Genomic DNA, 22,406 nt, shown 5'->3' on the forward strand with positions numbered 1-22,406 from the left:
TGATGAAACTCGCCATTGTCGAGACCAAGCTGCTGACGCGCGAGCCCGGGGCGCTGTTCTCGCTGCTCATACCGTTGTTCATCCTGGTGGTGTTCGGCAGCTCGATCGAGCCGGGTGACACCGTGCTGCTGCCTATGGCGCTGGCCATCGCCGTCGGGCTGGTGAGTCTGTACCTGCTGCCCACCACTCTGGCGACCTACCGCGAGCGGGGCATACTGCGCAGGCTGTCCACCACGCCGGTGCGTCCAGGGAACCTGCTGATGGTGCAGCTGCTCCTGCAGCTGGTCCTGGCGGTGACCGCGTGCGGGCTGCTGATGGCGGTCGCGGGCACCGTCCTCGGCGCTCATCTGCCCAGCCGGGTGCTGTCCGGTGTGCTGGTGTTCCTTGTCGGTACGGCGAGCATGTTCGCGATCGGCCTGCTCATCGCGGCGCTGGCGCCGAACGGCCGGGCCGCCAACGGGATCGGGGTGCTGCTGTACTTCCCGATGGCCTACCTCGCCGGGCTCATCCAGCCGACGCATCAGATGCCCGCTATCGTGGCGGCCATTGGGGAGTACACCCCGCTGGGTGCTTTCGGGCGAAGCATGCGGGATGTCTGGGCGGGCAGTGCTCCCAGCCCCTTGCTGCTGGGGGTGATGGCCGCCTATGCCCTGGTCATCAGCATCGCGGCGGCCAAGTTCTTCCGCTGGGAGTGAAGCATGACCGGGCGGCTCGACCGATGGGAGCACCTGCTGGAGCGGCAGCTGGCGGCCGCGCCGTACGTGCTGCTGGCGGTCTCCATGGTGCTCTCCCTGCTCACCGGCGGCAACCCGTGGGTCACGTCCGGCGTGGCCGCGCTCGCCGCCGCCTGGATGTGGTCGGCGCCGCGGGGCCCGGTCTACGTGGCCGGGCTGGTGGTGCTGATCGGCGCGCTGTGTACGCAGGGCATATGGTTCGCGAGCTTCTTTGGCTTCGTTGGATATCTGCACTCTTGGCAGTACCTGAAGGGGAAGTGGCGTTTCGTCGGATTGACCGCTACGGCGGCGATCTGCGTCGCGACCTACCGTGGGGGCCTGCCCGAGCCCACCGCGTCCGCAACCCTCACCTACCTCTTCTTCACCGCCGCCATCGTCGCGGCGGTGGGCCTGTTCAGCTTCGCCGGCGAGATCACCGCCGAGCGGAGCGCCCAGCGCAAGCTGATGGTGGCGCGGCTGGAGGAGGCCATGCGGGAGAACGCGGGCCTGCATGCCCAGCTCCTGGTCCAGGCCCGAGAGGCGGGCGTACTCGACGAGCGGCAACGCATGGCGGCTGAGATCCACGACACCCTCGCCCAGGGCCTGACCGGCATCATCACTCAGCTTCAGGCGGCCATGGCGGCCAAGCAGGCCGAGGACCGGCGCCGCCGTGTGGACAACGCGATCGGGCTGGCGCGGGAGAGCCTGGCCGAGGCCCGGCGCTCCGTGCACGCGGTGGGCCCGGGCCAACTGGAGGCGGCACCGCTGTCCCAGGCACTGAACGACGTCCTGACCCATTGGGGCGAACTCAACGGGGTGCGTGCTGATTTCACCGTCACTGGTACGGTCCGTGCCATGCATCCGGAGGTGGAGGAGACGCTGCTGCGCACGGCGCAGGAGGCCTTGGCCAACGCGGCCAAGCACGCCGGCGCGTCCCGGATCGGGTTGACCCTGTCGTACATGGAGGACGTGGTCACCCTGGACGTCCGCGACGATGGCGCCGGATTCGACCCCGAGCGTGTCCGCGACGGCGGCGGCTTCGGTCTGACGGCGATGCGCAAGCGGGTGACCCGGCTGGCGGGCACGCTGGAGATCGAGTCGGAGCCCGGGGCCGGCACCGCGATCTCCGCGAGCGTCCCGGCGGTGGTACGTGGCTGAGACCCCGGTCAGGCTGCTGATCGCCGACGATCACCCCATCGTCCGCGACGGCATCCGCGGCATGTTCGCCGGCGACCCGGACTTCGAGGTGCTCGGCGAGGCGGGGGATGGCGCGCAGGCCGTGGAGCGCGCCCGGGCACTGAACCCCGACGTGATCCTCATGGACCTCCGCATGCCCGGGATGGACGGCGTCACGGCCATCAAGGAACTGGTCAGGCTCGGCATCGCGGCCCGCGTGCTCGTCCTGACCACCTACGACACCGACCGGGACGTCATGCCCGCCATCGAGGCCGGAGCCACCGGCTACCTGCTCAAGGACACCGGCCGCGACGAGCTCGTTCGCGCCGTACGTACCGCGGCGCGGGGTGAGGCCGTGCTGTCCCCGTCGGTCGCCACCCGCCTCCTCGGTCAGGTCCGCGCCCCTGCCGACCCGCTGAGCGCGCGGGAACTGGAAATCCTCCAGCTCATCGCCGACGGCGCCACCAACCGCGAAGCCGCCGCACGCTTGTTCATCAGCGAGGCCACGGTCAAGAGCCATGTGCTGCACATCTACGCCAAACTCGGCGTCAACGACCGCGCGGCCGCCGTCGCCACCGCCTTCCGCCGGGGCCTGCTCACCGTGGAGAACGACCGCTGACGGCGCGTTCTCGCGCCTCCCTCGTGTTCATGCAATATCGACTCATGGCAGTTGAGAGGAGCGACAAGGATGGGGAACGCCAACCCGTACGAGACGATGGGCCTCGGCTACTCGCACCACCGCCGCCCCGACCCTCGCATCGCCGGCCAGATCGACCGGGCCTTGGGCTCCGCCGCGACGGTGATCAACGTGGGCGCCGGAAGCGGCTCCTACGAGCCCCGCGGCAGGCAGGTCATCGCCGTGGAGCCGTCGGCGGTGATGATAAGCCAGCGTCCCCCCGGATCGGCGCCGGTCGTCCAGGGGTACGCCGAGTCCCTCCCGGTCCCTGACAAGTCGTTCGACGCCGCGATGGCCATCCTCACCGTCCACCATTGGACCGACGCGGCCGCCGGCCTCGCCGAGCTGCGCCGAGTGTCCGACCGGCAGATCGTCCTCACCTGGGACCCCGCCGTCACCGCACGATTCTGGCTGGTCGATGAGTACCTCCCGCAGATCGCCGACGCGGAGGCCGGACTCGCCTGTCTCGACGTCGTCCAGAGTTGGTTCCGGCGCGAGGGCGCACGAGTGAGCGTCATCCCCGTGCCGGTGCCGGCCGACTGCACGGACGGCTTCCTGGGCGCGTACTGGAGCCGGCCGCACCACTACCTCGACCCCCACGTCCGCGCCGCCATCTCCGCCCTGGCCAGACTCGACCAGCACCTTGTCGAGCGCGCGATGCGACGCCTCGACATCGACCTCACCACTCGACGCTGGCATGAACGACACGAAGATCTCCTCGACGCCGACACCCTCGACCTCGGCTATCGCCTCGTCACGAGCACGTGACCGCCCCGTGGTCACACGGGGCCGGCTTGAGATCGCCTCCATCGCACCGGGCGCCGCGAGAACGTCGGCCTCCGGTTCCTCATCGCTTCCTGGGCCTGCTCGTCGGTCCTCGGTCAATGACGGAACAGGCCGTTGAGTTCGCTGAAGTCCAGTGAGCCGTCCAGGGCCGTGAGGTTTCCCGTGCCGAGGAGTTCGGCGGCGGCTTCGCGGACCGCGGTGTAGGCGGCCTGGGCCAGTGCGGTCCCCAGGCTGATCCTGCGCACCCCCGCCTGCGTGAGCTCGGTGACGCTCGGTCCACCGGCGACGGCCATGGCGTTGACCGGCAGTGGCGACCGCGCACAGAGGCTGTTCAACATGTCGAGGTCGAGCAGGCCGGGGACGAAAATGCCGTCGGCTCCGGCCTTGGCGTAGGCCTCCGTGCGCGCCAGTACCTCGCCCAGCCGGGCATCGGCCGGACCTATCGCGAACAGGAAGACGTCGGTGCGTGCGTTGACGAAGAGTTTCGGCAGGCCCGCCGCTTCCGCCGCGTCCCTGGCGGCGCGCAGTCTGGCACTCTGCTCGGCGACGTCGAACAGGGGACCGCCGACGGCCGTCGAGTCCTCGAGATTGACGCCCACCGCGCCGGCCTCGATCACCGCCCGCACGGTCGCGGCCACGTCCGCCGGGGCCGGTCCGTACCCTCTCTCCACGTCGACCGTCACCGGCAGGTCGACGGAGTCCACGATGCGCCGGGCGGCCTCCGCCATCTCGCGCCGGCCGAGCCCCTGCCCGTCGCCGCGGCCCAGGGACCAGGACACGCCACCGCTGGTCGTGGCGATCGCCGTTGCGCCGGCCGCGGCGATCACACTCGCGCTGGCGGCGTCCCAGGCGTTGGGCAGCACCAGCACGGACTCGGTGTGCAAGGTGCGGAACAGCAGGGCCTTCCCCTCGATCGCGGCATCGGGGGAGGAGGAGATGTCAACGGACATGGGGACGACCGCCTTCGCGTTGTTCTGCTTTCCGGCACCCTGACTCGTGGGCCCGCCCACGGGATGGTGCCGGGCCGGGAAGTGAAGGTCCACTGATTAAGCTATGGCCGAATCGTGGAACAGATGGAGGCGGCATGAAGGCGCGGCTGACCTTCTCGGTGAACGATCTGGCCGAGACCCGCTTCGCCGTCTCGCCCATGTGGGAGGTCGTCACCAGCCGCAGAGCGCTGGCCGCCGCCACGGTGCCGGATCCCCATCGCGGCTGGGCCGACCAGGTACGCCCGCGGCTCGCGGCGGCGGGTCTCGATCGTGGGTGGCTGGCCGAGATGATTCCGCCCACCGGCCATCTCCCCGATTTCCTCAACCCGGTACCGGCGACCACGTCCAGCGGTCTTTCCGACGAACTCGCCGCCATCGAGGCCACGGACCCCGAGCAGGTACGGCGGGACCTCGACATTCTGGCCGCCGAGCGCGACGGCTCGTTGTCCTCCCGGCTGCGAAGCCTTCACCGGACCCCTCGGCTCTACCTGCCTCGGATCGTCGCGGAGATCGAGGCCTACTGGCGGCTGGCGATAGCGCCCTACTGGGCCAGAATCCGCTCGGTGCTGGAGGCGGACCTCTTCTATCGGGGTCGCCAGGTGGCCGAGCACGGTACGGCCCGGGCGCTCGACCAGTTGCACCACACGGTGCGTTGGGCCGGCGGCGGCCTCCACCTGGTGCAGCGCCACTGCGCCGTCACCCGAATCGAGACCGGGGCCGGGCTGCTCCTGGTGCCGTCGGTCTTCGCCTGGCCGCGAGTGCTGACCCGGTCCGTCGCGTCGGAACCGCCTCAGCTCGCCTACCCTGCGCGGGGGATCGGCACGTTGTGGGAGCGGGGGACCCATGAGGGTATGGAGGCCCTCGCCGCGGTGATCGGCCGATCCCGCGCGCTGATCCTGGCCGAACTGGATTCTCCCGCCTCGACCACCGAACTCGCCCGGCGGTCGGGCCTTTCCGCGGCGGGCGTGTCCCAGCACCTCACCGCGCTGCGGGCCGCCGGCCTGACCAGTACCCACCGAACGGGCCGCTCGGTGCTCTACGCCCGGACCGGTCTCGCCGATGCCCTGCTCACCGCGCAGACGTGAAGGCCCGATCGGCGTGACGCTGACCGTGTGCGCGGCGGCGCGGGCCTACCCCAGGTCGGTGCGGCGGGTGGTGCTGAAGCGGCGTTGGTAGGCGGCGGGGCTGATCGACAGCTTCCGGGCGAAGACCCGTCGCATGCTCTCGTAACCGGGGAACCCGGCGAGGGCCGCGGCCTGCGTCGCGGTGTGTCCTTGGTCGAGCAGCGCCCTGGCCATGTCGAATCGAATGTTCTCCACATACCGGGCCGGCGTTGTGGACAGCTCGTCATGGAAGAGCCGGGTGAGGTGGCGGGTACTCACGTTGAGGTGATCGGCGAGTTCACCGAGCGAGTGGTCACCCCCGGGGTTCGCCGTCACCAGGTCGGTGATCTTACGGAGGGCGGGCGAGCGGGGCGGCGGGCCTTGCAGCCGTGTCGAACGCCGGTTCCGCGGCGACGGGGCCGTCGACCGTGATCCGGATGCCGAGGTTCGACGTGACGTCCGCGCCGGTCGGCGACCGCAGCTCGATCCGGTAGTCGGCGCCGAACCGGTGCGCCTCCTTGAACACCTCCGCGGGGCCTGCGACGTCCAGCAACGTCACTCCGTCGTAGACGAGGACCGCGACGCGATGGGGGGCCGCGTGCACCACGCCGGTCTCTCCGGAACCGGATCCGCGCGGCGACCATCCGGACTCCGGCGGCGCTGACCGCCGTCCGGCCGACGACGCGGGAGGCATGGACACCGTTCATTGGTAGCACACCGTCACCTGAGGGTGACGGGGACCCTCGATCGCCCCGACCGCCGGGCGGGCGCCGAAGTCGGGCGGGCCTCGTCCGGATATAGGTGATTCTTGGCCGGACGAAGGCGGCGCCGCACGCCGACCCATGGGCAGCATGGAAGTGGGACGGACAGTTCCACGATCCGACACGCTTCCCGGAAAGTCAGAGTCATGCCAGAGGTCATCGCGGGGTTGGAGATTCCTGAGACGGCGGCGGTCGCCGAAGCGACCGGGCTCATCCAGGAGACGACGAGCCCCCTCATCTACCACCACTCCCGGCGGGTCTACTTCTTCGGCCTGATCCACGCGCACAAGCTCGGCGTGAAACCGGACCCGGAGTTGCTCTACGTGGCGGCCCTGTTCCACGACACCGGCCTGCTCACCCCCTTCTCCGACGTCGAGCAGCGCTTCGAGGTCGACGGCGCCGACCACGCGCGCAAGTTCCTCGTGGAGCGGGGCTTCTCGACGACCGCCGCCGAGACCGTCTGGGCGGCGATCGCGCTGCACACCACGCCGGGCATCCCCGGCCGGATGGCCCCGGAGATCGCGACCACGCACCTCGGCGTACTGACCGACGTGCTCGGCTTCGGACTGGACGAACTGGAACACGACCAGCTGGAGGAGATCCTCGCCGTCCACCCGCGAGGGAACTTCAAGAACGAGTTTCTGCGGGCCTACTTCGACGGGCTCAAGGACCGTCCCGAGACCACGAACGGCACCGTGAACTCCGACGTGCTCGAGCACTTCATCCCCGGTTTCCGGCGCACGACGACGGTCGAGCGCATCCTCGGCTCGCCCTGGCCGAGCTGACCGGACATCACACCAGGCCACCCGTCGGACGGTGTGAGCCGCTCGGACACGCGCGCCAGAAAGACGATTCCGAGAGCTGAGCTCTCACGACCACCACATATCCACGAACGCCATTGAAAGGATCCGAGTATGCGGGCGATCACCGTGCGGGATCGTGACGCCGGTGTCGGCGGCCTCTCCCTGACCGACATGCCCTACCCCCACGCCGCGGAGAACGACGTCATCGTGCGCGTGCACGCCGCGGGCTTCACCCCCGGAGAGCTCGACTGGCCGACGACATGGTCCGACCGCGCCGGCCGCGACCGGACGCCGAGCATCCCCGGGCACGAGCTGTCCGGAGTCGTGGTCGAACTCGGCTACGGGACCACCGGCCTCACCGTGGGCCAGCGGGTGTTCGGACCGACCGACTGGGCCCGCGACGGATCCCTGGCCGAATACACCGCGGTGGAGGCCCGCAACCTCGCCCCCCTCGCGGCCGACATCGACCACACCGTGGCCGCCGCGCTGCCCATTTCCGGACTGACCGCCTGGCAGGGACTGTTCGACCACGGCCACCTCACCACCGGCCAGACCATCCTCGTTCACGGCGCCGCGGGCGGCGTCGGCTCGATCGCCGTCCAACTCGCGCGGGAGGCCGGCGCCCGCGTGATCGGCACCGGCCGGGCCGGCGACCGTGAGGTCGCGCTGAGCCTCGGCGCGCAGACCTTCCTCGACCTGGACGCCGACGATCTGCGGCACGCCGGCGAGGTGGACGTGGTCTTCGACGTCATCGGCGGCGACATCCTCGCGCGTTCCACCGAACTGGTACGCCCGGGCGGCACTGTCGTCACCATCACCATGCCGCCCACCGCGCAGCCCAAGGACGGGCGAGCCGTCTTCTTCGTCGTCGAACCCGACCGCGCCCGGCTGGCCGACCTCGCCGAGCGCGTCCGGGACGGACGGCTCAAGCCCGTCGTCGGCGCCGTGCGCCCGCTCTCCGAAACGGCCTCCGCCTTCGCCCGCGACCGCCGCGCCCCCGGAAAGACGATCATCCGGGTCGCGGACGAATCCCTGGACGGTTGAGGCGCCCCGAGCCTCGTGAGCCGGGGGGCTGATCTTCGGGGAAGGTGGTTCTGACAGCGACGGCAGCCGCCCGCGGTCGCTGCGGATGCGGGTTCGCGTGGGAAACGCGGCGATGTGGCGTCGAGTCCCTTGGGCGGGTGTCAGGTCACCAGGCCTCTGCGGTAGGCGTAGACGACCGCCTGTACGCGGTCGCGCAGGTCGAGCTTGGTGAGGATGCGTGACACGTAGGTCTTCACGGTCTCCTGGCTGATCACCAGAGTCGCGGCGATCTCGCTGTTGGACAGGCCGTCGGCGATGTGGCGCAGGACCTCCAGTTCGCGCGGGGTCAGTGCGATGTCGCCCGGTGTGCCTTCGGTGGGACGGATGCGCGCCGCGTACCTGCCGACGAGCTGCCGGGTCACCTCGGGCGCCAGCAGCGCGGCGCCTGCCGCGACGGTGCGGATGCCGTGCAGCAACTGCGCTGGTGGGGCGTCTTTGAGCAGGAATCCGCTGGCCCCCGCGCGCAGCGCCTGATACACGTACTCGTCCAGGTTGAACGTCGTCACCACGAGCACCTTGACGGGATGGGCGACTCCGGCGCCGGCCAGCAGGCGGGTCGCCTCGATGCCGTCGAGCACCGGCATGCGCACGTCCATCACCACGATGTCCGGGTTCAGCCGGTGGGCGAGGTCGACCGCGGCGCGACCGTCCCCGCACTCGCCCACCACCTCCAGGTCGGCCTGCGCGTCGATGATCGTCGCGAACCCGGTGCGGATCAGCGCCTGGTCGTCGCAGACCAGGACCCGGATCGGCACGGTCACGACGGGCTCTCCATGGGGATGCGCGCCCGGACGTGGAAGCCGCCGCCGGACTGCCCGCCGGCGCTGAAGTCACCGCCCAGGGCGTCGACCCGCTCGCGCAGCCCGGCGAGGCCCCGCCCGCTCCCGCCCAGCGAGCCGGCGTGCGAGCCGATGTGCGGGCCGTTCCGCGGGTCGGTGTGCGGGCCGTTCCGCGGGTCGGTGTGCGAGCCGGAACCGTCGGTGCCGACCTCCACGGTGATCTCCTTCTCGCCGAAGCGCACGCGGACCACCGTGCGGCTGCCGTGGGCGTATTTGAGGGCGTTCGTCAGGGACTCCTGCACGACCCTATAGGTCACGAACTCGGCGCTGCCGGTCGATCGCGCAGGTGTCCCCTCCTCGATGAACTCCACCGGCTGCCCGGCCCGGCGCGTCTGTTCCACCAGCGCCTGGAGCTCGCCCACCGACGCCAGCCTGACGTCCGCGTCGTGGTCGGGGGTGAGCAGGTCGAGCAGGTGCCGCAGGTCGGCGATGGCCCGTCGGCCGGTGTCGGTGACGGCGCTCAGGGACGCGTCGAGGCGGTCGGGCGCGGCGGTCAGGTAGCGCGCCGCCTCGGCCTGCACGACCATCGCGGTCACGTGGTGGGTCACGACGTCGTGGAGCTCGCGGGCGATGCGGATGCGTTCGGCGGCGCGGGTGGTCTCGGCGACGTGGCGCCGGCGTTCGGCCTCGGCCGCCCGGGTGGAGCGCAGCCAGGACCCGATGCCCCACCCGACAACCAGCAGGAGGTAGAACGTCACGTACCCTTCCGGCCCCTCGGGCGAGCCGAGCCGGTCGAGCGCGAGCGCCAGCGGCAGGTACGCCGCGGACAGCAGGATCGCGGTGAGGCGCCGGTGGCGTTCCAGGTAGGCGCCCGCGCTGACGAGCGCGATCGCCAGGGCGGTGCCCGTGACCGTGTGGTAGGCGCGGAGCTGGTCCAGGGCGAAGCCGAGCGACACCAGGATCAGGCAGACGGCCGGCCATCGCCGGCGCACGGCGAGCGGGAGGCATTCGAGGGCGATCACCACGATGGTCAGCGCGTCGAAGGGGCGGGCCGGCAGGTCGCCGAGCTGGGTCCCGTGGTCGTGAAGCGCCGGCAGGAAGGCCGCGACGGCCAGCAGCAGCGCGAACGAGAGATCCCGGATCGTGACGTCGAGTCGTCGCCACAGATCCGTGATCCGCCGAAGTTCGATCACTGAGGGAGCGTAGCGGTCGCGCCGGTCCGCGCGCCGCCCCGGCCGGGGACCAGGTTGCCGCGCGGGCGGGCCGGCACTATGAGGACGTCGTCACCGTTGTCCTCGCCGGTCCGTGGGAGGTGCGGTGCTTTCCCGGACGGTGAGGGTGGTCGCGAGTTCGAAGCCGGCCTCGGAGGTCTTCTCCCCGCGGCCCAGGGCCAGGGCGAGTTCGGTCGCGGCCACCGCCATCTCGGTGAGCGGCTGGCGGACGGTGGTCAGCGGGGGATCGACGAGGGCGGCGATGGGCAGGTCGTCGAAGCCGACCACGCTCAGGTCGTGAGGGATGCGCAGGTCCATCTCCCGCGCGGCCTGGTAGACGCCGAGCGCCTGCAGGTCGTTGCTCGCGAAGATCGCGGTGGGACGCTCCGGGCGGCCGAGCAGGCCGAGCGCGGCGGTGTGCCCACCCTCCCTGGTGAGCTCGGCCCGCACCACGTGGCCGGCGTCGACCGTCAGGCCGGCGCCCTCCATGGCCGAGCGGTACCCGTCCTGCCGGGCTCGGCAGCACAGGACGTGGTCGGGGCCGCTGACCATCGCGATGCGGCGGTGGCCGAGCTTGAGCAGGTGGCGAGCGGCCGAGCGGCCGCCGTTCCAGCTCGTGGCCCCCACGAACGGCACGTCGTCCGGCAGCTCGACGGTCGGGTCGAAGACGACGAACGGGATGCCCTTGGCGCGCAGTTGATCGCGTTCTTCGTTCGACAGCTGCGCCACCGTCACGACGCAGTCGGGGCGGCGGGCGACGGCGTCGTCGATCCAGTGGTTGGTCTGGTCGCGTTGGGGGCCGAACTCCGTCAGCACGACGCCCACCCGGTGTTCGCGGGCCACCTGTTCGACCCCGCGGATGATCTCCGCGCCCCACAGGTGCTCGAGCCGGTCGAAGACCAGTTCCATCATGTTGGTGCGCTGAGCCGACTTGCGGTACCCGTATTGGCTGATGAGCGCCTCGACACGGGCGCGGGTGTCGGCGGACACGCCGGAGCGGCCGTTGATGACCTTCGACACCGTGGGCACCGAGACCCCGGCGGACTTCGCGATGTAGGCGATGGTCACCGGCCTGGCCGGGTCGCCTCGCGGGAGTTCGTGGTCGGCGACCGGCTCGCCCGTCTCGAGCTGTGACAACTTGGCTTCCTCCTCGGGCCGCATCGTTGGCACCGCATCGTCCCGGAGCCGGCCCGTGGGCCGTTCTCGGCGCCAGACTATCCCGCGCGGCGTGGCCCGAGTCGTGCTCGACCGGCTCATGGTCGAACCAGCCGGACCGTGCCCGCGACGGCGTCCGTTTGTCCGATCACGACGCCTTCCACCGGTTTTCGGACCGCCGGGTCAGCGCTCGGCGATGGTGCGCAGGTAGAGCTCGGCCAGGGCGTGTTCCGATGGGCTGCCCGCTTCAGGAATCCCGACGAACAGGCGCTGCCCGGGGGCGCTGTCGATGGAGAAGGTCTCGTGCCAGAAGGTCACCTCGCCGATCCACCGATGCCGGATCTCGATGGAGTGGTGCGTCTTCGCCCGCACGTCATGACGGGCCCACATCTCACCGAACTCCCCGCTCGCGGCCGACAGCTCCTCGACGAACGCGACCAGCGATGAGATGTCTGGTTCTGTGCCCCACATCGCGCGCAGGTGGGCGACCAGGGACAAGGCGTCCTCCTCCCAGTCCAGGAAGAAATCGCGGGAAGCAGGGTTGAGGAACATCAGCCTCAGCAGGTTGTCCGCGTGTTCCATCCCCTGGAACAGGGCTGAGGCCAGGGCGTTTTGCGCGAGGACGTCCAGCCGGTTGTTCACGATCGTCGAGGGGTAGTCCTCCCATTTCGCCATCAGTTGCAGAACTTTGGGGTTCACCTGGTCGGCGTGGCCGGGAAAGGCCCGCCGGTGCTTTGTGGGGCGAGCGAGGTCGTGAAGGTGCTGGGTGGCTTCCCCATCGAGATCGAGGGCCTCGGCCAGCGCGTTGACCACCTGCTCCGAGGGGCGGGTCTCCCTGCCCTGCTCCAATCGCGTGTAGTAGTCGACGCTGACGCCCGCCAGCACCGCCACTTCGTCTCTGCGCAGGCCCGGTGTCCTCCGGCGGCCCACGGGCGGAAGCCCGACCTTGCTGAGAGGCGTGGCTTGGCGTCGGGCCCGGAGAAAGTAACCAAGACAGCTTGCCATAGCGCGAGCATAGGAACCCGCAGGTCAAGGACCTGCAAAACTACCGCGGCGAATATGGCGGCGCGGCCGGCATTGACGCGTCGCATGGCGGACTCTACGATCCGGAGCAACTTATAAGAAACTTTCCTATAAGTAGGCTCCTCGAGCAGTAAATGGAGATGGCCGTGCGACGTCCTTTCCAGCACCTACTCGCGGCGGCGATCGCCGCCGGCCTCACCACGGTGGCCGTCCCCGCCGAGGCCCTGGCAGCGGCGCCCGTGCCTGCCGGAGACGCGGCGGCGCCCCTACCCGCCGGAGATCCGGCGGCGTCCGTACCTGCCGGAGGTCCGACGGCGTCCGTACCTGCCGGGGGCCAGGCGGCGACGGACGCGGCCGGGCGGGCTCAGGCGCGAACGGGCGGTGGTGACCGGTTCAAGCGGGTCGCCTACTTCGTTCAGTGGGGCATCTACGCCCGGAACTACCACGTCAAGGACGTGGACACCAGCGGCGCCGCCAAGCTGACCCACATCAACTACGCCTTCGGCAACGTCGGCGCCGACGGCACCTGCGTCTCGGCCGACGCGTGGGCCGACTGGCAGCGGCCGGTGTCCGCCGAGGAGAGCGTGGACGGCGTGGCCGACCAGCCGGGTCAGGCGCTCAACGGCAACCTGAACCAGCTCAAGAAGCTCAAGGCCCGCCACCCGGGCCTCAAGGCGCTGATCTCCCTCGGCGGCTGGACCGGCTCGAAGTACTTCTCCGACGCCGTCAGCACCCCCGAGGCCCGCAGTGCGCTGGCCGCCTCCTGCGTCGGCCTCTGGATCAGGGGCGACCTGCCCGGCCTGCCCGCGGGCGCCGGCGCGGGCGTCTTCGACGGCATCGACCTGGACTGGGAGTGGCCGGGCTCGGAGGGCAACGCCGGGAACGTCATCCGGCCGGAGGACAGGCACAACTTCACCCTCTTCGCCGCCGAGCTGCGCCGGCAGCTGAAGGCGTACGACGCCGGCAGCGAGCTCACCGCCTTCCTCCCCGCCGCCGCGGCCAAGATCGACGCCGGCTTCGAGGTCCGCGACGTGTTCCGCAGTCTCGACTTCGCCACGATCCAGGGGTACGACCTGCACGGCTCGTGGGAGACCAGGACCGGCCACAACGGCAACCTGTTCACCGACCGCAGGGACCCGAACCCGGTCAAGTACAGCGTGGACACCACCGTCCGCGACTACCTGTCGCGCGGCGCCCCGGCCAGGAAGATCGTGGTCGGCGTCCCCGCGTACGGGCAGGGGTGGACCGGCGTGCGGTCCACCGGCGACGGGCTGTACGCCGGCGCCACCGGCCCGGCGCCCGCGACCTGGGCGCCCGGCACCGAGGACTACAAGATCCTCGCCGGCAAGCCGGGCAGACGCTACCGCGACCTGCTCACCGGCACGCTGTGGCTGTACGACGGCAACGAGTTCTGGTCCTACGACGACCCGGCGTCGCTGCTGGGCAAGGCCGCCTACATCCGGCTGAAGGGGCTCGGCGGCTCGATGATGTGGTCCATCGACCAGGACGACGCCAAGGCCTCCCTCACCTCGGCCCTCTACAAGATCCTGCGCTGACCACGCCCCTGAACGGCCAGAACGCCCCGGGCTCCCACGCCCGGGGCGTTCGCGTGCCTGCCGGGTTCGCCGGGGTTCGTCTGGGTCCCTGGATCGCCTGGGGTCGCGCGGGTTAACATCCGTTCCATGGCGCTCCCCCGGAGTACCGGTCAGGTTCTGGTGCGCAGCGCGGCGCTCAGCGTCGCGGGCGCCGTCGGTCTGGCCGCACGGCACTACATGGACCATGGCAGCCTCGCCGGCGCTCTCACCGAGGGCGGGTGGCAGCTGCTCTTTGTGTTTCCGTGCCTGTTCTTCGTGCTCTTCCTGGTCTCGTGGGGGCGCCGGGCGATGGAGCGCCGTGGTGAGGGCTCAGAGGCGGGTGGCGCTCACCAGCCAGACGGCGCCGGGAATGCGAACGCCGTCTGAGGTCGCGTACGCGGCGAGCCCTGCGCGCAGTTCCTCCCGTGCCCGATCGACGACGGCCGGATCGACCCCTTCGAGGTTGTGGCGGACGGGCCCCTGGCCGAGGATGAAGTCCGCCGCGTCGGCGGCGTCGCGTCCGTAGTCCATCGGCGCCGCGACGGGCGTGATGGTCACCTCGGCGTACCCCGCCTCGTCGAGCACCTGGTGGATGCGGGCGGGGTCGAGCAGCGACCCCATGCCCCGTGACGCGGGCGACGGCCCTCGCATGAGCGGCCTGAGCGCCGCGGTGGCGCGGGCGTAGTCGGTGTCGGGGCCGCCGCCCTGCGGGCCCATGAACACCAGCCGCCCGCCCGGCCGCAGCGCCCGCCGGATGTTGGCGAACCCGGCCACCACGTCGCCGAAGAACATCACCCCGCCCCGGCTGATCGCGACGTCGAAGGCTCCCTCCGGGAAGGGGTGCACCTGGGCGTCCCCCTGCTCGAAGGCGACGTTCGCGACGCCCTGCCCGGCCGCGTCGGCGCGGGCGCGTTCCAGCATCGGCGCCGAGATGTCGACGCCGAGGACGTGCCCCCGCGACGCCTTGCGCGCGGCGGCCAGCGTGGGCTCGGCGGTACCGCAGCCGACGTCGAGGACGCGGTCGTCCTCGCCGATCGCGGCGACCTGGAAGAACGGGTCGTTGAACGCGGCCATCATCGCGTTGTAGCGCTCCGCGTCGTTCGCCCAGTTGACCCCCTCCCAGCCGTTCCACGCTTCCGCCTGCTGGGTGTTGGCGATGACCCGCATGGTTCCTCCCGCGTCCGTCCGTTCGCCCGCTTTCGCCGGGCCGAATTTCACTAGATGCGAACTCTAGTGTTCGACTCTAGAGATAAGCTACAGGCATGACCGACGTCAAGAGCACGGGCAAGCGGACCGCGAAGGCGAGACAGACCCGCGAGCGCATGCTGGACGCCGCCCGCGAGCTGTTCGTGCAGCGCGGTTACGGCGCGACGGCGCTGCAGGAGATCGCCGACCGGGCCGGGGTCGCCGTGCAGACGATCTACTTCACGTTCGGCAACAAGCGCGCACTGCTCAAAGAACTGATCGACGTGTCGATCGCGGGCGACGACGAGCCGGTCGCGACGATGGAGCGGCCGTGGTTCACCGACGCTCTCGCCGCCGAGACCGCCGGCGTCCACCTGCGGCTGCACGTCCAGGGCACGCGGGCGATCCTCGAACGGGTGGCGCCGATCATCGAGATGCTGCGCGCCGCCGCGGCGGCCGACCCGGCGATCGCCGGGCTCTGGGAGCAGGACGCCGACCCGAGGTTCACCGTCCACGCGACGGCCGCGCGGTCTCTGGTCGCCAAGCCCGGGGCCCGTCAGGGGGTGACGGCCGAGCACGCCGCCGATCTGCTGTTCGGCCTGCTCAGCCCGGAGCTCTACCTGGTGTTCGTCCGCGACCGCGGCTGGTCGCCCGTCAAGTGGGAACGCTGGTCCTACGAGGCGCTGAGCTCCGAGCTCTGCTCCGAGTGAGACGCCGCCCGACCGGCGGCGGTCGCGGGTCAGCCGAGCGAGGCGTACGCGCGTGCGGACGGGCTGCCGGGCTCGGCCTGTCCGATGACGATGAACTGGCCCGGGGCGCTGCCGACGCGCAGCGTCTCGTACTGCAGGGTCATCTCGCCGACGTCGCGGTGGCGGTAGCGGATCGGCATCTTCGTTCTGACCCGCACGTCGTGCCGGGCCCAGATGTGGCGGAAGTCGTCGCTTGCCGCCGAGAGCTCCTCCACCAGTTCGCGCACCAGCGGATCGCGGCCCGCGTCGGAGGCGGCGCGCAGGTGTGCCGTGAAGGCGCGGGCCTCCTGCTCCCAGTCCACGTAGAACTCGCGTGCCGCCGGACACAAGAAGATCAGCCGCAGCACGTTGTCCGCGATGTCCATCCCGCGGTACAGGGCGGCGGCCCGCCGGTTCCTGGCCAGGTAGTCCATCCGGCGGTTGACGACGAAGGCGACCACGTGGTCGCAGCCCTCCAGGAACCGGAGCATGTGCGGTGAGATCTCCTCGTCCCCGCCGAGCTGCCGGCGTCCACACTCCTGGGGGTGCGCGAGACGGTACAGGTACTCGGTCGCCTCAGGGCAGAGCTCGAGGGCGCGCGCCAGGGCCTGGAGCACCTGCGCCGACGGACGGAGCTCTCTTCCCTGCTCCAGCCGGGTGTAGTAGTCGCTGCTGACGCCGGCCAGCATGGCCACCTCCTCACGGCGCAGGCCCGGCGTCCGGCGCTCACCGTGCCACGGCCCGGCGCGGTCGACGGTGGCGAGCCGGCGCCGGGCGCGAAGGAAGTCCCCCAAGGCGCTTGCCATATCACCAGGTTACGAAATCGCAGGTAAAGCCGCACAGGCGCGAGCCGTTCCCTCGCCGGGCGGGGGAAGGACACGGCCGCGCCGCCGGGCCGTGCGGCTAGTGGTACTTGTAGAGCCTGGTGGCGACCCGGTGGCCGAGGTCGAACACCGAGGCGCGGTACTTGCTGACGCGCACGTCGCCGTGCTCGGCCTTGCCGCAGGTGTTCACCCCCGCCAGCTGGTGGATCTCGAAACGCGCCGTCGGATCGCCGCCGAGGAAGTACTCCGCGCGGGCCTGACGCCGGTCGGCGCTGGTGTCGCACGCGTAGACGACCGTCTGCTTCCGGTCGGCGAAGCACGTGGAGGCGGCGCTCTTCGTCGAAGTGCAGATCTGGGAGCGCGCCCGCGCCGTGGACGGGGTGACATCGGTGTCCCGCTTGACGGGGTACTCGGTGTCGCTGCGCACGGTCTTCCACCGGCTGACCTTGATCCGGTGGTTGCCCTTGTAGACCGCGGCCCTGAACGTCACGGTGGCGCCGATCTCGCGGTTGCTCCGGATCTCGCCCTCGTGCCCCAGGTTGTGGATGACGTACTTGGTGCCCAGGTAGCCGTTCAGGTAGTACTCGACCACGGCGTGGTACCTGTCGGGCGCGGTGTCCTCCACCGAGATCCCCGGACGGTCGCTCTCGTCCGCTCCCACGCACGCCGCCGCGCCCCGGATGCGCAGGCAGGTGGTGGGCTTCGCCGCGTTCACCGAGTTCGCCGCGTTCGCCGCGTCCGCCGTACCGGTGGCCGCGGGCGCCGCGGCGGCGACGACCAGGCCGGCGGTGGCCGGAGCACGGGCGAGGGCCGGCTCCGGCGTGGTCGCGGCGAGGGCGCCCGCCGAGGTCAGGACCGCCGCCGCGGCGGTGGTGACGGTCACCGACAACAGGGCCCGTAAAGGGATTGTCCGCTCCATGCTGGCTTAGATGCCGATCACGCCGATTATGTTGTCGACGAATTCGGCTTTCGTGCGGCGATCGTGCTCAGAGAGGACGCTCACCACCGGGTCACCCGCCGCTTTCACTCCGCCGATCGCGCCGATCGCGCCGATCGGGCTTCCGCCGGGGGAACGGGGGTGCTCAGCCCGCCATCCGGGCGCGCAGGGCCTGGACGGACCAGCCGAGCGCCGGGGCGAGGGAGGGAGGCGCCGACCAGCCGTTGATCACGGCGAGCAGGTGGAGGTACCGCTCTCTGCGAGGGGCCTCCGCGGCCTCCAGCCGGGTCAGCAGCCGGCGTCGCAGCTCGTCGTCGTCGCGACGGCGCACCAGGCGCGCGTACTCGGCCACGACCGCGTCGACGATCGGGCCGGCGGCGGGTGAGGAGGGGGCGATGCCGGCCTCCAGGGCCGGGGCCGCCTTGTCGTGGGCGATCGCGACGGCGTCGCGGCGCGGGACGGTGACGCCGCCGTCGGCGCGGTCGGCCGCGTGCTGCTCGGCCAGGAGCCGCATGCCGGAGCGGAAGCCGGGGTCCTGCGAGAGCTCGGCCAGCTCCACCCACGCCTCGATCTGCTCGGGACCGGGGTCGTCGGGCAGTTCGGGGGTCATCGAGCGGGCGGCGCCCGCGAAGCCGGCGTCCAGGCCGCCGAACGCCGCGTCGAGGAACTCGGCGATCAGCCGGCGGCGTTCGTCCTGCGTGAGCCGGGCCAGTTTGTGCATGAGATCCATCTCCTCGTGGGTGGCTCCACGCCCGGCGACCGCCATGAGCACCGCGCGCCGCAGGCGCAGGGTCCGTATCCGCGCGTCCAGGGCCGCGGCGTGCACTGCGGCGACCTCGGGCAGGGTGGTCTCCCGGTTCACGACCTTGCGGACGGTGGCCAGGTCCAGTCCCAGGTCGCGCAGCGTACGGACCAGGTCCAGGCGTGCGAGGGCGGCGTCGTCGTAGAGGCGGTAGCCGGACGGGCTGCGTCCGGTGGGCGGCACGATCCCGCGGTCGGAGTAGAACCTGATGGCCTTGACCGTCAGCCCGGTCAGCCGGGCCAGGTCGCCGATCGTGTGGAGCGCGTCGCCGTCCATGCCGCCACTCTCGCGCCTCCCCTTGGCGGAGAGTCAAGCCACCCCCGGAGCCGGACATGGTCAGGGTGCGATGGCGGGCGGCCGGTTCCGGGCGGGCGCTGGAGGTCAGGCGCCGCCGGTGGGCTTGAGCAGGCCGGTCTCGTAGGCCGCCGCGACCGCCGCGGCGCGGTCGTTGACCTCGAGTTTGGCGAAGACGTGCAGCAGGTGCGTCTTCACCGTCGCTTCGGTGACGAACAGCTTCGCGGCGATCTCGCGGTTGGTCGCGCCGCGGGCGACGAGCCCGAGCACCTCGAGCTCCCGGGGGCTCAGCGCCCGCGCTTGCGGCGCGCGCACCTTGTGCGCCAGCACGCCCGCCACCGAGGGCGACAGCACCGTCTCGCCACGGGCGGCGGCCCGCACGGCCCGGCGCAGGTCGGCGCGCGGGGTGTCCTTGAGCAGGTAGCCGGTGGCGCCCTGCTCGATCGCGGGCAGGACGTCGGCGTCGTCGTCGAAGGTGGTCAGGACGAGCACGTTGACGCCCGGCGACCACTCCCGGAGCCGGCGGATCAGCTCCGCCCCGCTCATCAGGGGCATGCGCAGGTCCATGAGCACCACGTCGGGGATGGTGCGCATGGCCACGGCGAGCGCCTCCGGCCCGTCGGCGGCCTCGCCGACCACCTCGAAGGCGTCGTCGGCGGCGAAGATGCCGCGCAGCCCGTCCCGGACCACCGGATGGTCGTCCACGATGATCAACCGGATCGGCATGGTCACCTCTCCTCTCCGGACGGCGCGGACGGCGCGGACGGCGCGGACGGCGCGGACGGCGCGGACGGCGCGGACGGCGCGGACGGCGCGGACGGCGCCGGGGGATGGGCGGGCGAAGGGAAGGGACCTTCGAGCACGGAGGGGGCCGCGGAAACGGCGGGGGTAACGGCGGGGGAGGCGGCGGGGATGGCGGGGACGGTGGCGGAGATGCCCGTTCCCTGGCCTGGGGCGGTCTCCACCTCCAGGGCCCCGGCCAGCCGGGTGACGCGCTGGCGCATCGCGACGAGGCCGAAACCGGTTCGGGCCCGCGAGCCCGCGGCCTCGGAGGTGAAGCCCTTCCCGTCGTCGCGCACGTCCAGCACCACGACGTCCTCCATGTACGAAAGGGTAAGACCCGCGCGGCCGGCCGAGGCGTGCTTGGCGACGTTGGCCAGCGCCTCCTGCGCCACCCGGAGCAAGGTGACCTCCACCTCGGCGTGCAACGGCCGTGCGTCGCCGGTGACCGACACCGAGGCGGGGACGCCGGTGGTCCGCGACCAGGTGGCGGCCACGTCGTGCAGGGCGGCCGGGAGCTGGGACTCCTCCAGCGGCGCCGGGCGCAACCCCTGGACCGAGCGGCGGGCCTCGCCGAGGCTCTCCCTGGCCAGGGCGCGCGTCGTGTCCAGGCGTGCGCGGGTGGCGGGCACGTCGTCGAGGGCGTCCTCGGCGGCTTCGAGCTGGGTGATGATCGCGGTCAGGCCCTGCGCGATCGTGTCGTGGATCTCCCTCGCCATCCGCTGCCGCTCGCCCAGAACGCCCGCCTCGCGGGCCTGGGTCAGAAGGCGGGCCTGCAACCCGGCGTTCTCCTCCGCCAGCGCGGCCAGCTTGGCGCCGGTCTCCGTCAACTGGGCGATCATCGCCCTGCGCTGCTCGTTCTGGTCGGTGATCGTCTGCACCGACAGGCCGAACGTCGAGGCGACGAGCGTCCCGACCAGGATCGAGAACACCAGCTCTCCGGCGCTCCGCCCGGACGGGGGCCGGGCCAGGACCAGCACGGCGGCCGTCGCGGCCACTCCCGCGTACGCCCACCTGCGGGGCAGCAGGGTGAAGGACTGGACGAACGCGCCCAGTCCCGTCACGGTGAACAGCGTGTCGATCCTGATCAGCGCCCCGACGAGGGCGAGGGTCACGGCGAAGTAGACGACCAGCCCGGCGGGCCGGTCCACCCGCCCGGGGCGCGCGGTGACCATGAACCAGTGCCAGGCCCCGGCGAGCACGGCCAGCCCCAGCACCTGCGGCCTCCAGTCGCGCAGCAGCGAGAAGGCCGCGGGCAGCAGGACGAACAGGTACGGCAGGACGGGCCAGGACCGGTCCCAGCGCGACAGGCCGGGGCCGCCGGCGCTCACCACCGGAACGCCCGCAGGGCCAGACCGCCCGCGACGACGGAGATCGCCGCCATGACGCCCAGGGCGGCCGGGGACATCGCGGCGCCGGCCCAGCCTTCGCGCAACGCCTGGACCGCGGGGGCCATGGGGGTCAGGTCGCCGATGGCGCGCATGGAGCCCGAGAGGTTCTCGCGGGGGATGACGGCGCCGGACAGGAACGCCATCGGGAAGAACAGGCCCAGCCCGATCACGGTCGCGGCGCGGCCGCTCGGGACCAGGGCGCCGATGAGCAGACCGACCGAGCCGAGGCTCGACGCGCCGAGCGCCCACGCGAGCAGGACGCCGGCCGGGTTCCCCGGCGCCGCCAGCCGGTAGCCCGCCAGCCCGATGACGATCAGCAGTGCCGTCCCGGACGCCGCGAGCAGCATGTGCGCGGCCCACTGTGCGCCGAACAGCATGACCGGCGACGCGGGGGTGGCGCGCAGCCGCTTGAGCACCCGGCGCTCGCGGTACTGGGCCAGCGTGGCCGGCAGGACGGTGAGGGCGGTCAGGCCGATGATGAAGACGCCGAGCATCGGCACCGTGGCGTCGATGGCCCGCACCCCGCCGGGAAGGGGGCGGTCGCCGCGCATCTTCACCCACAGCATCACGGCCGGGAAGGCCAGGGCGAAGAACGCCGACATCGGCTCCCGCAGGCCCAGCTTCAGTTCGACCGCGACGACCTGGGTGAGGCCTTTCATGTGTGTCATCCCGTTCACACCCCGTTCTCGGTGATCAGCGCGAAGTACGCCTCGTCCAGCGAGCGGCATCGCCCTTCGGCGATGAGCCCGGCCGGGGTGCCGGTCGCGACGACCCGCCCCCGGTCCATGATCGCGAGGCGGTCGCACAGCGCCTCGGCCTCGTCCATGAAGTGGGTGACCAGTACCACGGTGACCCCGCGCTCGCGGATGTCGCGGATCAGGCCCCAGGTGGTGCGGCGGGCGGAGGGGTCCAGGCTGGTGGTGAGCTCGTCGAGGAAGACCACCTCCGGCCTGCCGACCAGGGCCAGTGCGATGAACAGCCGCTGCTTCCAGCCGCCGGACAGCTTCCCGAAGCCGGTGCGCCGCCTTTCCGTCAGCCCCCACTGGTCCATGAGCGCCCGCCAGTCGGCCGGGTCGTCGTAGAACGAGGCGTACATCCGCAGCGCCTCCCCGACCGTGATCGCGTCGGGTAGGGCGGCCTCCTGCAACTGGGCGCCGACGCGCTGCAGCAATCGCCGCCGGTCGGTCTGCGGGTCCAGACCCAGCACGCGTACGGTGCCGCCGTCCGGGCGCCGCAGGCCCGACGCGCACTCCACGACCGTGGTCTTCCCCGCGCCGTTGGGGCCGGCGATGCCGAAGATCTCGCCTCGTCCGACGCGCAGGGACACGCCGTCCACGGCCGTGCCGCCTCGGTAACCCTTGCGCAGGCCGTCGATCTCGATGACTGTCATGTACTTGAGGATCATCGCCGGACGGGGGCGCCGGAATCCACCGATCGGTTGATGAGCACGGGGTCGAGGCTGCGGATTCTGTGAGAGGGGGATGGGGTTCGGCGCCGCGCGGGCCGCTTTTTGCCCGTTGTGTGTCGTTGTGCACGCTCGCGGTCGAGTGTGCATTCGTACGCAGAAGACCCCCTTGCCCGGCTCCTAACGTGAGCGTCGTCGCCGGCGAGCAGCACACTCACCGGCGGCGCG

Annotated in this window: 24 protein-coding genes; 9 read left to right on the top strand and 15 right to left on the bottom strand. The window is 71.5% G+C overall.

The window, feature by feature from the left end; translation table 11 throughout:
• Positions 1-2 precede the first annotated feature (2 nt).
• The 4 genes from ACFQSB_RS17955 (at position 3) to ACFQSB_RS17970 (ending at position 3,333) form a co-directional block, all read left to right on the top strand.
• The gene (locus tag ACFQSB_RS17955; RefSeq protein WP_380827719.1) at positions 3-695 is read left to right on the top strand and encodes an ABC transporter permease; all 693 of its coding nucleotides are present in this window, start codon (positions 3-5) and stop codon (positions 693-695) included.
• A 3-nt stretch (positions 696-698) separates the two neighbouring features.
• Positions 699-1,871, top strand: a complete 1,173-nt coding sequence (locus ACFQSB_RS17960) for a sensor histidine kinase (RefSeq protein WP_380827720.1) — start codon at positions 699-701, stop codon at positions 1,869-1,871.
• Positions 1,864-2,508, top strand: coding sequence for a response regulator transcription factor (locus ACFQSB_RS17965; protein ID WP_354844554.1), 645 nt, complete (start codon positions 1,864-1,866; stop codon positions 2,506-2,508). The genes ACFQSB_RS17960 and ACFQSB_RS17965 overlap by 8 nt, the downstream gene beginning before the upstream one ends.
• Positions 2,509-2,577: 69 nt before the next feature.
• Positions 2,578-3,333, top strand: coding sequence for a class I SAM-dependent methyltransferase (locus tag ACFQSB_RS17970; RefSeq protein ID WP_380827721.1), 756 nt, complete (start codon positions 2,578-2,580; stop codon positions 3,331-3,333).
• Between the two features lie 113 nt (positions 3,334-3,446).
• Here ACFQSB_RS17970 and ACFQSB_RS17975 read toward each other — a convergent pair whose 3' ends face one another.
• Positions 3,447-4,301 carry an isocitrate lyase/PEP mutase family protein gene (locus tag ACFQSB_RS17975; protein WP_380827722.1) on the bottom strand — a complete coding sequence of 285 codons (855 nt, stop codon included), beginning with the start codon at positions 4,299-4,301 and terminating at the stop codon, positions 3,447-3,449.
• Between the two features lie 134 nt (positions 4,302-4,435).
• Between ACFQSB_RS17975 and ACFQSB_RS17980 the strand changes: the two genes are divergently transcribed.
• Positions 4,436-5,425: an ArsR/SmtB family transcription factor gene (locus ACFQSB_RS17980; RefSeq protein ID WP_380827724.1), complete on the top strand. Its 990-nt coding sequence runs from the start codon at positions 4,436-4,438 to the stop codon at positions 5,423-5,425.
• A 45-nt stretch (positions 5,426-5,470) separates the two neighbouring features.
• Here ACFQSB_RS17980 and ACFQSB_RS17985 read toward each other — a convergent pair whose 3' ends face one another.
• Both ACFQSB_RS17985 and ACFQSB_RS17990 read right to left on the bottom strand, forming a co-directional pair.
• Positions 5,471-5,779, bottom strand: coding sequence for a helix-turn-helix domain-containing protein (locus ACFQSB_RS17985; RefSeq protein ID WP_380827726.1), 309 nt, complete (start codon positions 5,777-5,779; stop codon positions 5,471-5,473).
• 13 nt (positions 5,780-5,792) lie between these two features.
• On the bottom strand, positions 5,793-6,050 hold the full coding sequence (locus ACFQSB_RS17990; RefSeq protein ID WP_380827727.1) for a helix-turn-helix domain-containing protein: 258 nt from the start codon (positions 6,048-6,050) through the stop codon (positions 5,793-5,795).
• Between the two features lie 300 nt (positions 6,051-6,350).
• On the opposite strand from ACFQSB_RS17990, the gene ACFQSB_RS17995 reads away from it, so the two are divergent.
• Entirely contained in the window at positions 6,351-6,989 is a 639-nt protein-coding gene (locus ACFQSB_RS17995) for an HD domain-containing protein (RefSeq protein WP_380827728.1), read from the top strand.
• 129 nt (positions 6,990-7,118) lie between these two features.
• Positions 7,119-8,051 (top strand): NADP-dependent oxidoreductase, encoded by a 933-nt coding sequence (locus ACFQSB_RS18000; protein ID WP_380827729.1) that lies wholly within the window; start codon positions 7,119-7,121, stop codon positions 8,049-8,051.
• A 140-nt stretch (positions 8,052-8,191) separates the two neighbouring features.
• Here ACFQSB_RS18000 and ACFQSB_RS18005 read toward each other — a convergent pair whose 3' ends face one another.
• From ACFQSB_RS18005 to ACFQSB_RS18020, 4 genes are all read right to left on the bottom strand, one after another.
• Positions 8,192-8,851 carry a response regulator gene (locus ACFQSB_RS18005; protein WP_380827731.1) on the bottom strand — a complete coding sequence of 220 codons (660 nt, stop codon included), beginning with the start codon at positions 8,849-8,851 and terminating at the stop codon, positions 8,192-8,194.
• Positions 8,848-10,062: a sensor histidine kinase gene (locus tag ACFQSB_RS18010; RefSeq protein WP_380827733.1), complete on the bottom strand. Its 1,215-nt coding sequence runs from the start codon at positions 10,060-10,062 to the stop codon at positions 8,848-8,850. The genes ACFQSB_RS18005 and ACFQSB_RS18010 overlap by 4 nt, the downstream gene beginning before the upstream one ends.
• Before the next feature lie 90 nt (positions 10,063-10,152).
• On the bottom strand, positions 10,153-11,217 hold the full coding sequence (locus tag ACFQSB_RS18015; RefSeq protein WP_380827735.1) for a LacI family DNA-binding transcriptional regulator: 1,065 nt from the start codon (positions 11,215-11,217) through the stop codon (positions 10,153-10,155).
• Positions 11,218-11,418: 201 nt separating this feature from the next.
• On the bottom strand, positions 11,419-12,240 hold the full coding sequence (locus ACFQSB_RS18020) for a helix-turn-helix transcriptional regulator (protein ID WP_380827736.1): 822 nt from the start codon (positions 12,238-12,240) through the stop codon (positions 11,419-11,421).
• Positions 12,241-12,404: 164 nt separating this feature from the next.
• Between ACFQSB_RS18020 and ACFQSB_RS18025 the strand changes: the two genes are divergently transcribed.
• Positions 12,405-13,814, top strand: coding sequence for a glycoside hydrolase family 18 protein (locus ACFQSB_RS18025; protein WP_380827738.1), 1,410 nt, complete (start codon positions 12,405-12,407; stop codon positions 13,812-13,814).
• Positions 13,815-14,162: 348 nt separating this feature from the next.
• Here ACFQSB_RS18025 and ACFQSB_RS18030 read toward each other — a convergent pair whose 3' ends face one another.
• Positions 14,163-14,999 carry a class I SAM-dependent methyltransferase gene (locus tag ACFQSB_RS18030; RefSeq protein ID WP_380827739.1) on the bottom strand — a complete coding sequence of 279 codons (837 nt, stop codon included), beginning with the start codon at positions 14,997-14,999 and terminating at the stop codon, positions 14,163-14,165.
• 95 nt (positions 15,000-15,094) lie between these two features.
• Here ACFQSB_RS18030 and ACFQSB_RS18035 point away from each other — a divergent pair, with 95 nt between their 5' ends.
• Positions 15,095-15,727, top strand: coding sequence for a TetR/AcrR family transcriptional regulator (locus tag ACFQSB_RS18035; RefSeq protein WP_380827741.1), 633 nt, complete (start codon positions 15,095-15,097; stop codon positions 15,725-15,727).
• Positions 15,728-15,756: 29 nt separating this feature from the next.
• Here the strand turns inward: ACFQSB_RS18035 and ACFQSB_RS18040 are convergent, their stop codons facing one another.
• From ACFQSB_RS18040 to ACFQSB_RS18070, 7 genes are all read right to left on the bottom strand, one after another.
• Positions 15,757-16,551 (bottom strand): helix-turn-helix domain-containing protein, encoded by a 795-nt coding sequence (locus ACFQSB_RS18040; protein WP_380827742.1) that lies wholly within the window; start codon positions 16,549-16,551, stop codon positions 15,757-15,759.
• Between the two features lie 97 nt (positions 16,552-16,648).
• Entirely contained in the window at positions 16,649-17,488 is an 840-nt protein-coding gene (locus ACFQSB_RS18045; RefSeq protein WP_380827743.1) for a hypothetical protein, read from the bottom strand.
• A gap of 163 nt (positions 17,489-17,651) precedes the next feature.
• On the bottom strand, positions 17,652-18,584 hold the full coding sequence (locus ACFQSB_RS18050; protein WP_380827746.1) for a MerR family transcriptional regulator: 933 nt from the start codon (positions 18,582-18,584) through the stop codon (positions 17,652-17,654).
• 105 nt (positions 18,585-18,689) lie between these two features.
• Complete coding sequence (locus ACFQSB_RS18055) at positions 18,690-19,328, bottom strand: response regulator (RefSeq protein WP_380827749.1); 639 nt, start codon at positions 19,326-19,328, stop codon at positions 18,690-18,692.
• A 2-nt stretch (positions 19,329-19,330) separates the two neighbouring features.
• The gene (locus tag ACFQSB_RS18060; RefSeq protein ID WP_380827751.1) at positions 19,331-20,713 is read right to left on the bottom strand and encodes a sensor histidine kinase; all 1,383 of its coding nucleotides are present in this window, start codon (positions 20,711-20,713) and stop codon (positions 19,331-19,333) included.
• A complete protein-coding gene (locus ACFQSB_RS18065) occupies positions 20,710-21,441 on the bottom strand; it encodes an ABC transporter permease (protein WP_380827753.1) in 732 nt (243 codons plus the stop codon). The genes ACFQSB_RS18060 and ACFQSB_RS18065 overlap by 4 nt, the downstream gene beginning before the upstream one ends.
• Before the next feature lie 5 nt (positions 21,442-21,446).
• Positions 21,447-22,163 carry an ABC transporter ATP-binding protein gene (locus ACFQSB_RS18070; protein WP_380827755.1) on the bottom strand — a complete coding sequence of 239 codons (717 nt, stop codon included), beginning with the start codon at positions 22,161-22,163 and terminating at the stop codon, positions 21,447-21,449.
• Positions 22,164-22,406 lie beyond the last annotated feature (243 nt).

Origin of the sequence: Sphaerisporangium rhizosphaerae (genome assembly GCF_042665155.1) — a bacterium.
GTDB classification, from domain to species: domain Bacteria; phylum Actinomycetota; class Actinomycetes; order Streptosporangiales; family Streptosporangiaceae; genus Sphaerisporangium; species Sphaerisporangium rhizosphaerae.

What these genes read in the sequence shown, in the direction of transcription:
- ACFQSB_RS18020 (WP_380827736.1), bottom strand. Translation starts at nt 12,240, where the DNA reads ATGGCAAGCTGTCTTGGTTACTTTCTCCGGGCCCGACGCCAAGCCACG.
- ACFQSB_RS18070 (WP_380827755.1), bottom strand. Translation starts at nt 22,163, where the DNA reads ATGACAGTCATCGAGATCGACGGCCTGCGCAAGGGTTACCGAGGCGGC.
- ACFQSB_RS18045 (WP_380827743.1), bottom strand. Translation starts at nt 17,488, where the DNA reads ATGGAGCGGACAATCCCTTTACGGGCCCTGTTGTCGGTGACCGTCACC.
- ACFQSB_RS17955 (WP_380827719.1), top strand. Translation starts at nt 3, where the DNA reads ATGAAACTCGCCATTGTCGAGACCAAGCTGCTGACGCGCGAGCCCGGG.
- ACFQSB_RS17980 (WP_380827724.1), top strand. Translation starts at nt 4,436, where the DNA reads ATGAAGGCGCGGCTGACCTTCTCGGTGAACGATCTGGCCGAGACCCGC.
- ACFQSB_RS18035 (WP_380827741.1), top strand. Translation starts at nt 15,095, where the DNA reads ATGACCGACGTCAAGAGCACGGGCAAGCGGACCGCGAAGGCGAGACAG.
- ACFQSB_RS18065 (WP_380827753.1), bottom strand. Translation starts at nt 21,441, where the DNA reads ATGACACACATGAAAGGCCTCACCCAGGTCGTCGCGGTCGAACTGAAG.
- ACFQSB_RS18030 (WP_380827739.1), bottom strand. Translation starts at nt 14,999, where the DNA reads ATGCGGGTCATCGCCAACACCCAGCAGGCGGAAGCGTGGAACGGCTGG.
- ACFQSB_RS17960 (WP_380827720.1), top strand. Translation starts at nt 699, where the DNA reads ATGACCGGGCGGCTCGACCGATGGGAGCACCTGCTGGAGCGGCAGCTG.
- ACFQSB_RS17975 (WP_380827722.1), bottom strand. Translation starts at nt 4,301, where the DNA reads ATGTCCGTTGACATCTCCTCCTCCCCCGATGCCGCGATCGAGGGGAAG.
- ACFQSB_RS17970 (WP_380827721.1), top strand. Translation starts at nt 2,578, where the DNA reads ATGGGGAACGCCAACCCGTACGAGACGATGGGCCTCGGCTACTCGCAC.
- ACFQSB_RS18000 (WP_380827729.1), top strand. Translation starts at nt 7,119, where the DNA reads ATGCGGGCGATCACCGTGCGGGATCGTGACGCCGGTGTCGGCGGCCTC.
- ACFQSB_RS18040 (WP_380827742.1), bottom strand. Translation starts at nt 16,551, where the DNA reads ATGGCAAGCGCCTTGGGGGACTTCCTTCGCGCCCGGCGCCGGCTCGCC.
- ACFQSB_RS18055 (WP_380827749.1), bottom strand. Translation starts at nt 19,328, where the DNA reads ATGCCGATCCGGTTGATCATCGTGGACGACCATCCGGTGGTCCGGGAC.
- ACFQSB_RS18050 (WP_380827746.1), bottom strand. Translation starts at nt 18,584, where the DNA reads ATGGACGGCGACGCGCTCCACACGATCGGCGACCTGGCCCGGCTGACC.
- ACFQSB_RS17995 (WP_380827728.1), top strand. Translation starts at nt 6,351, where the DNA reads ATGCCAGAGGTCATCGCGGGGTTGGAGATTCCTGAGACGGCGGCGGTC.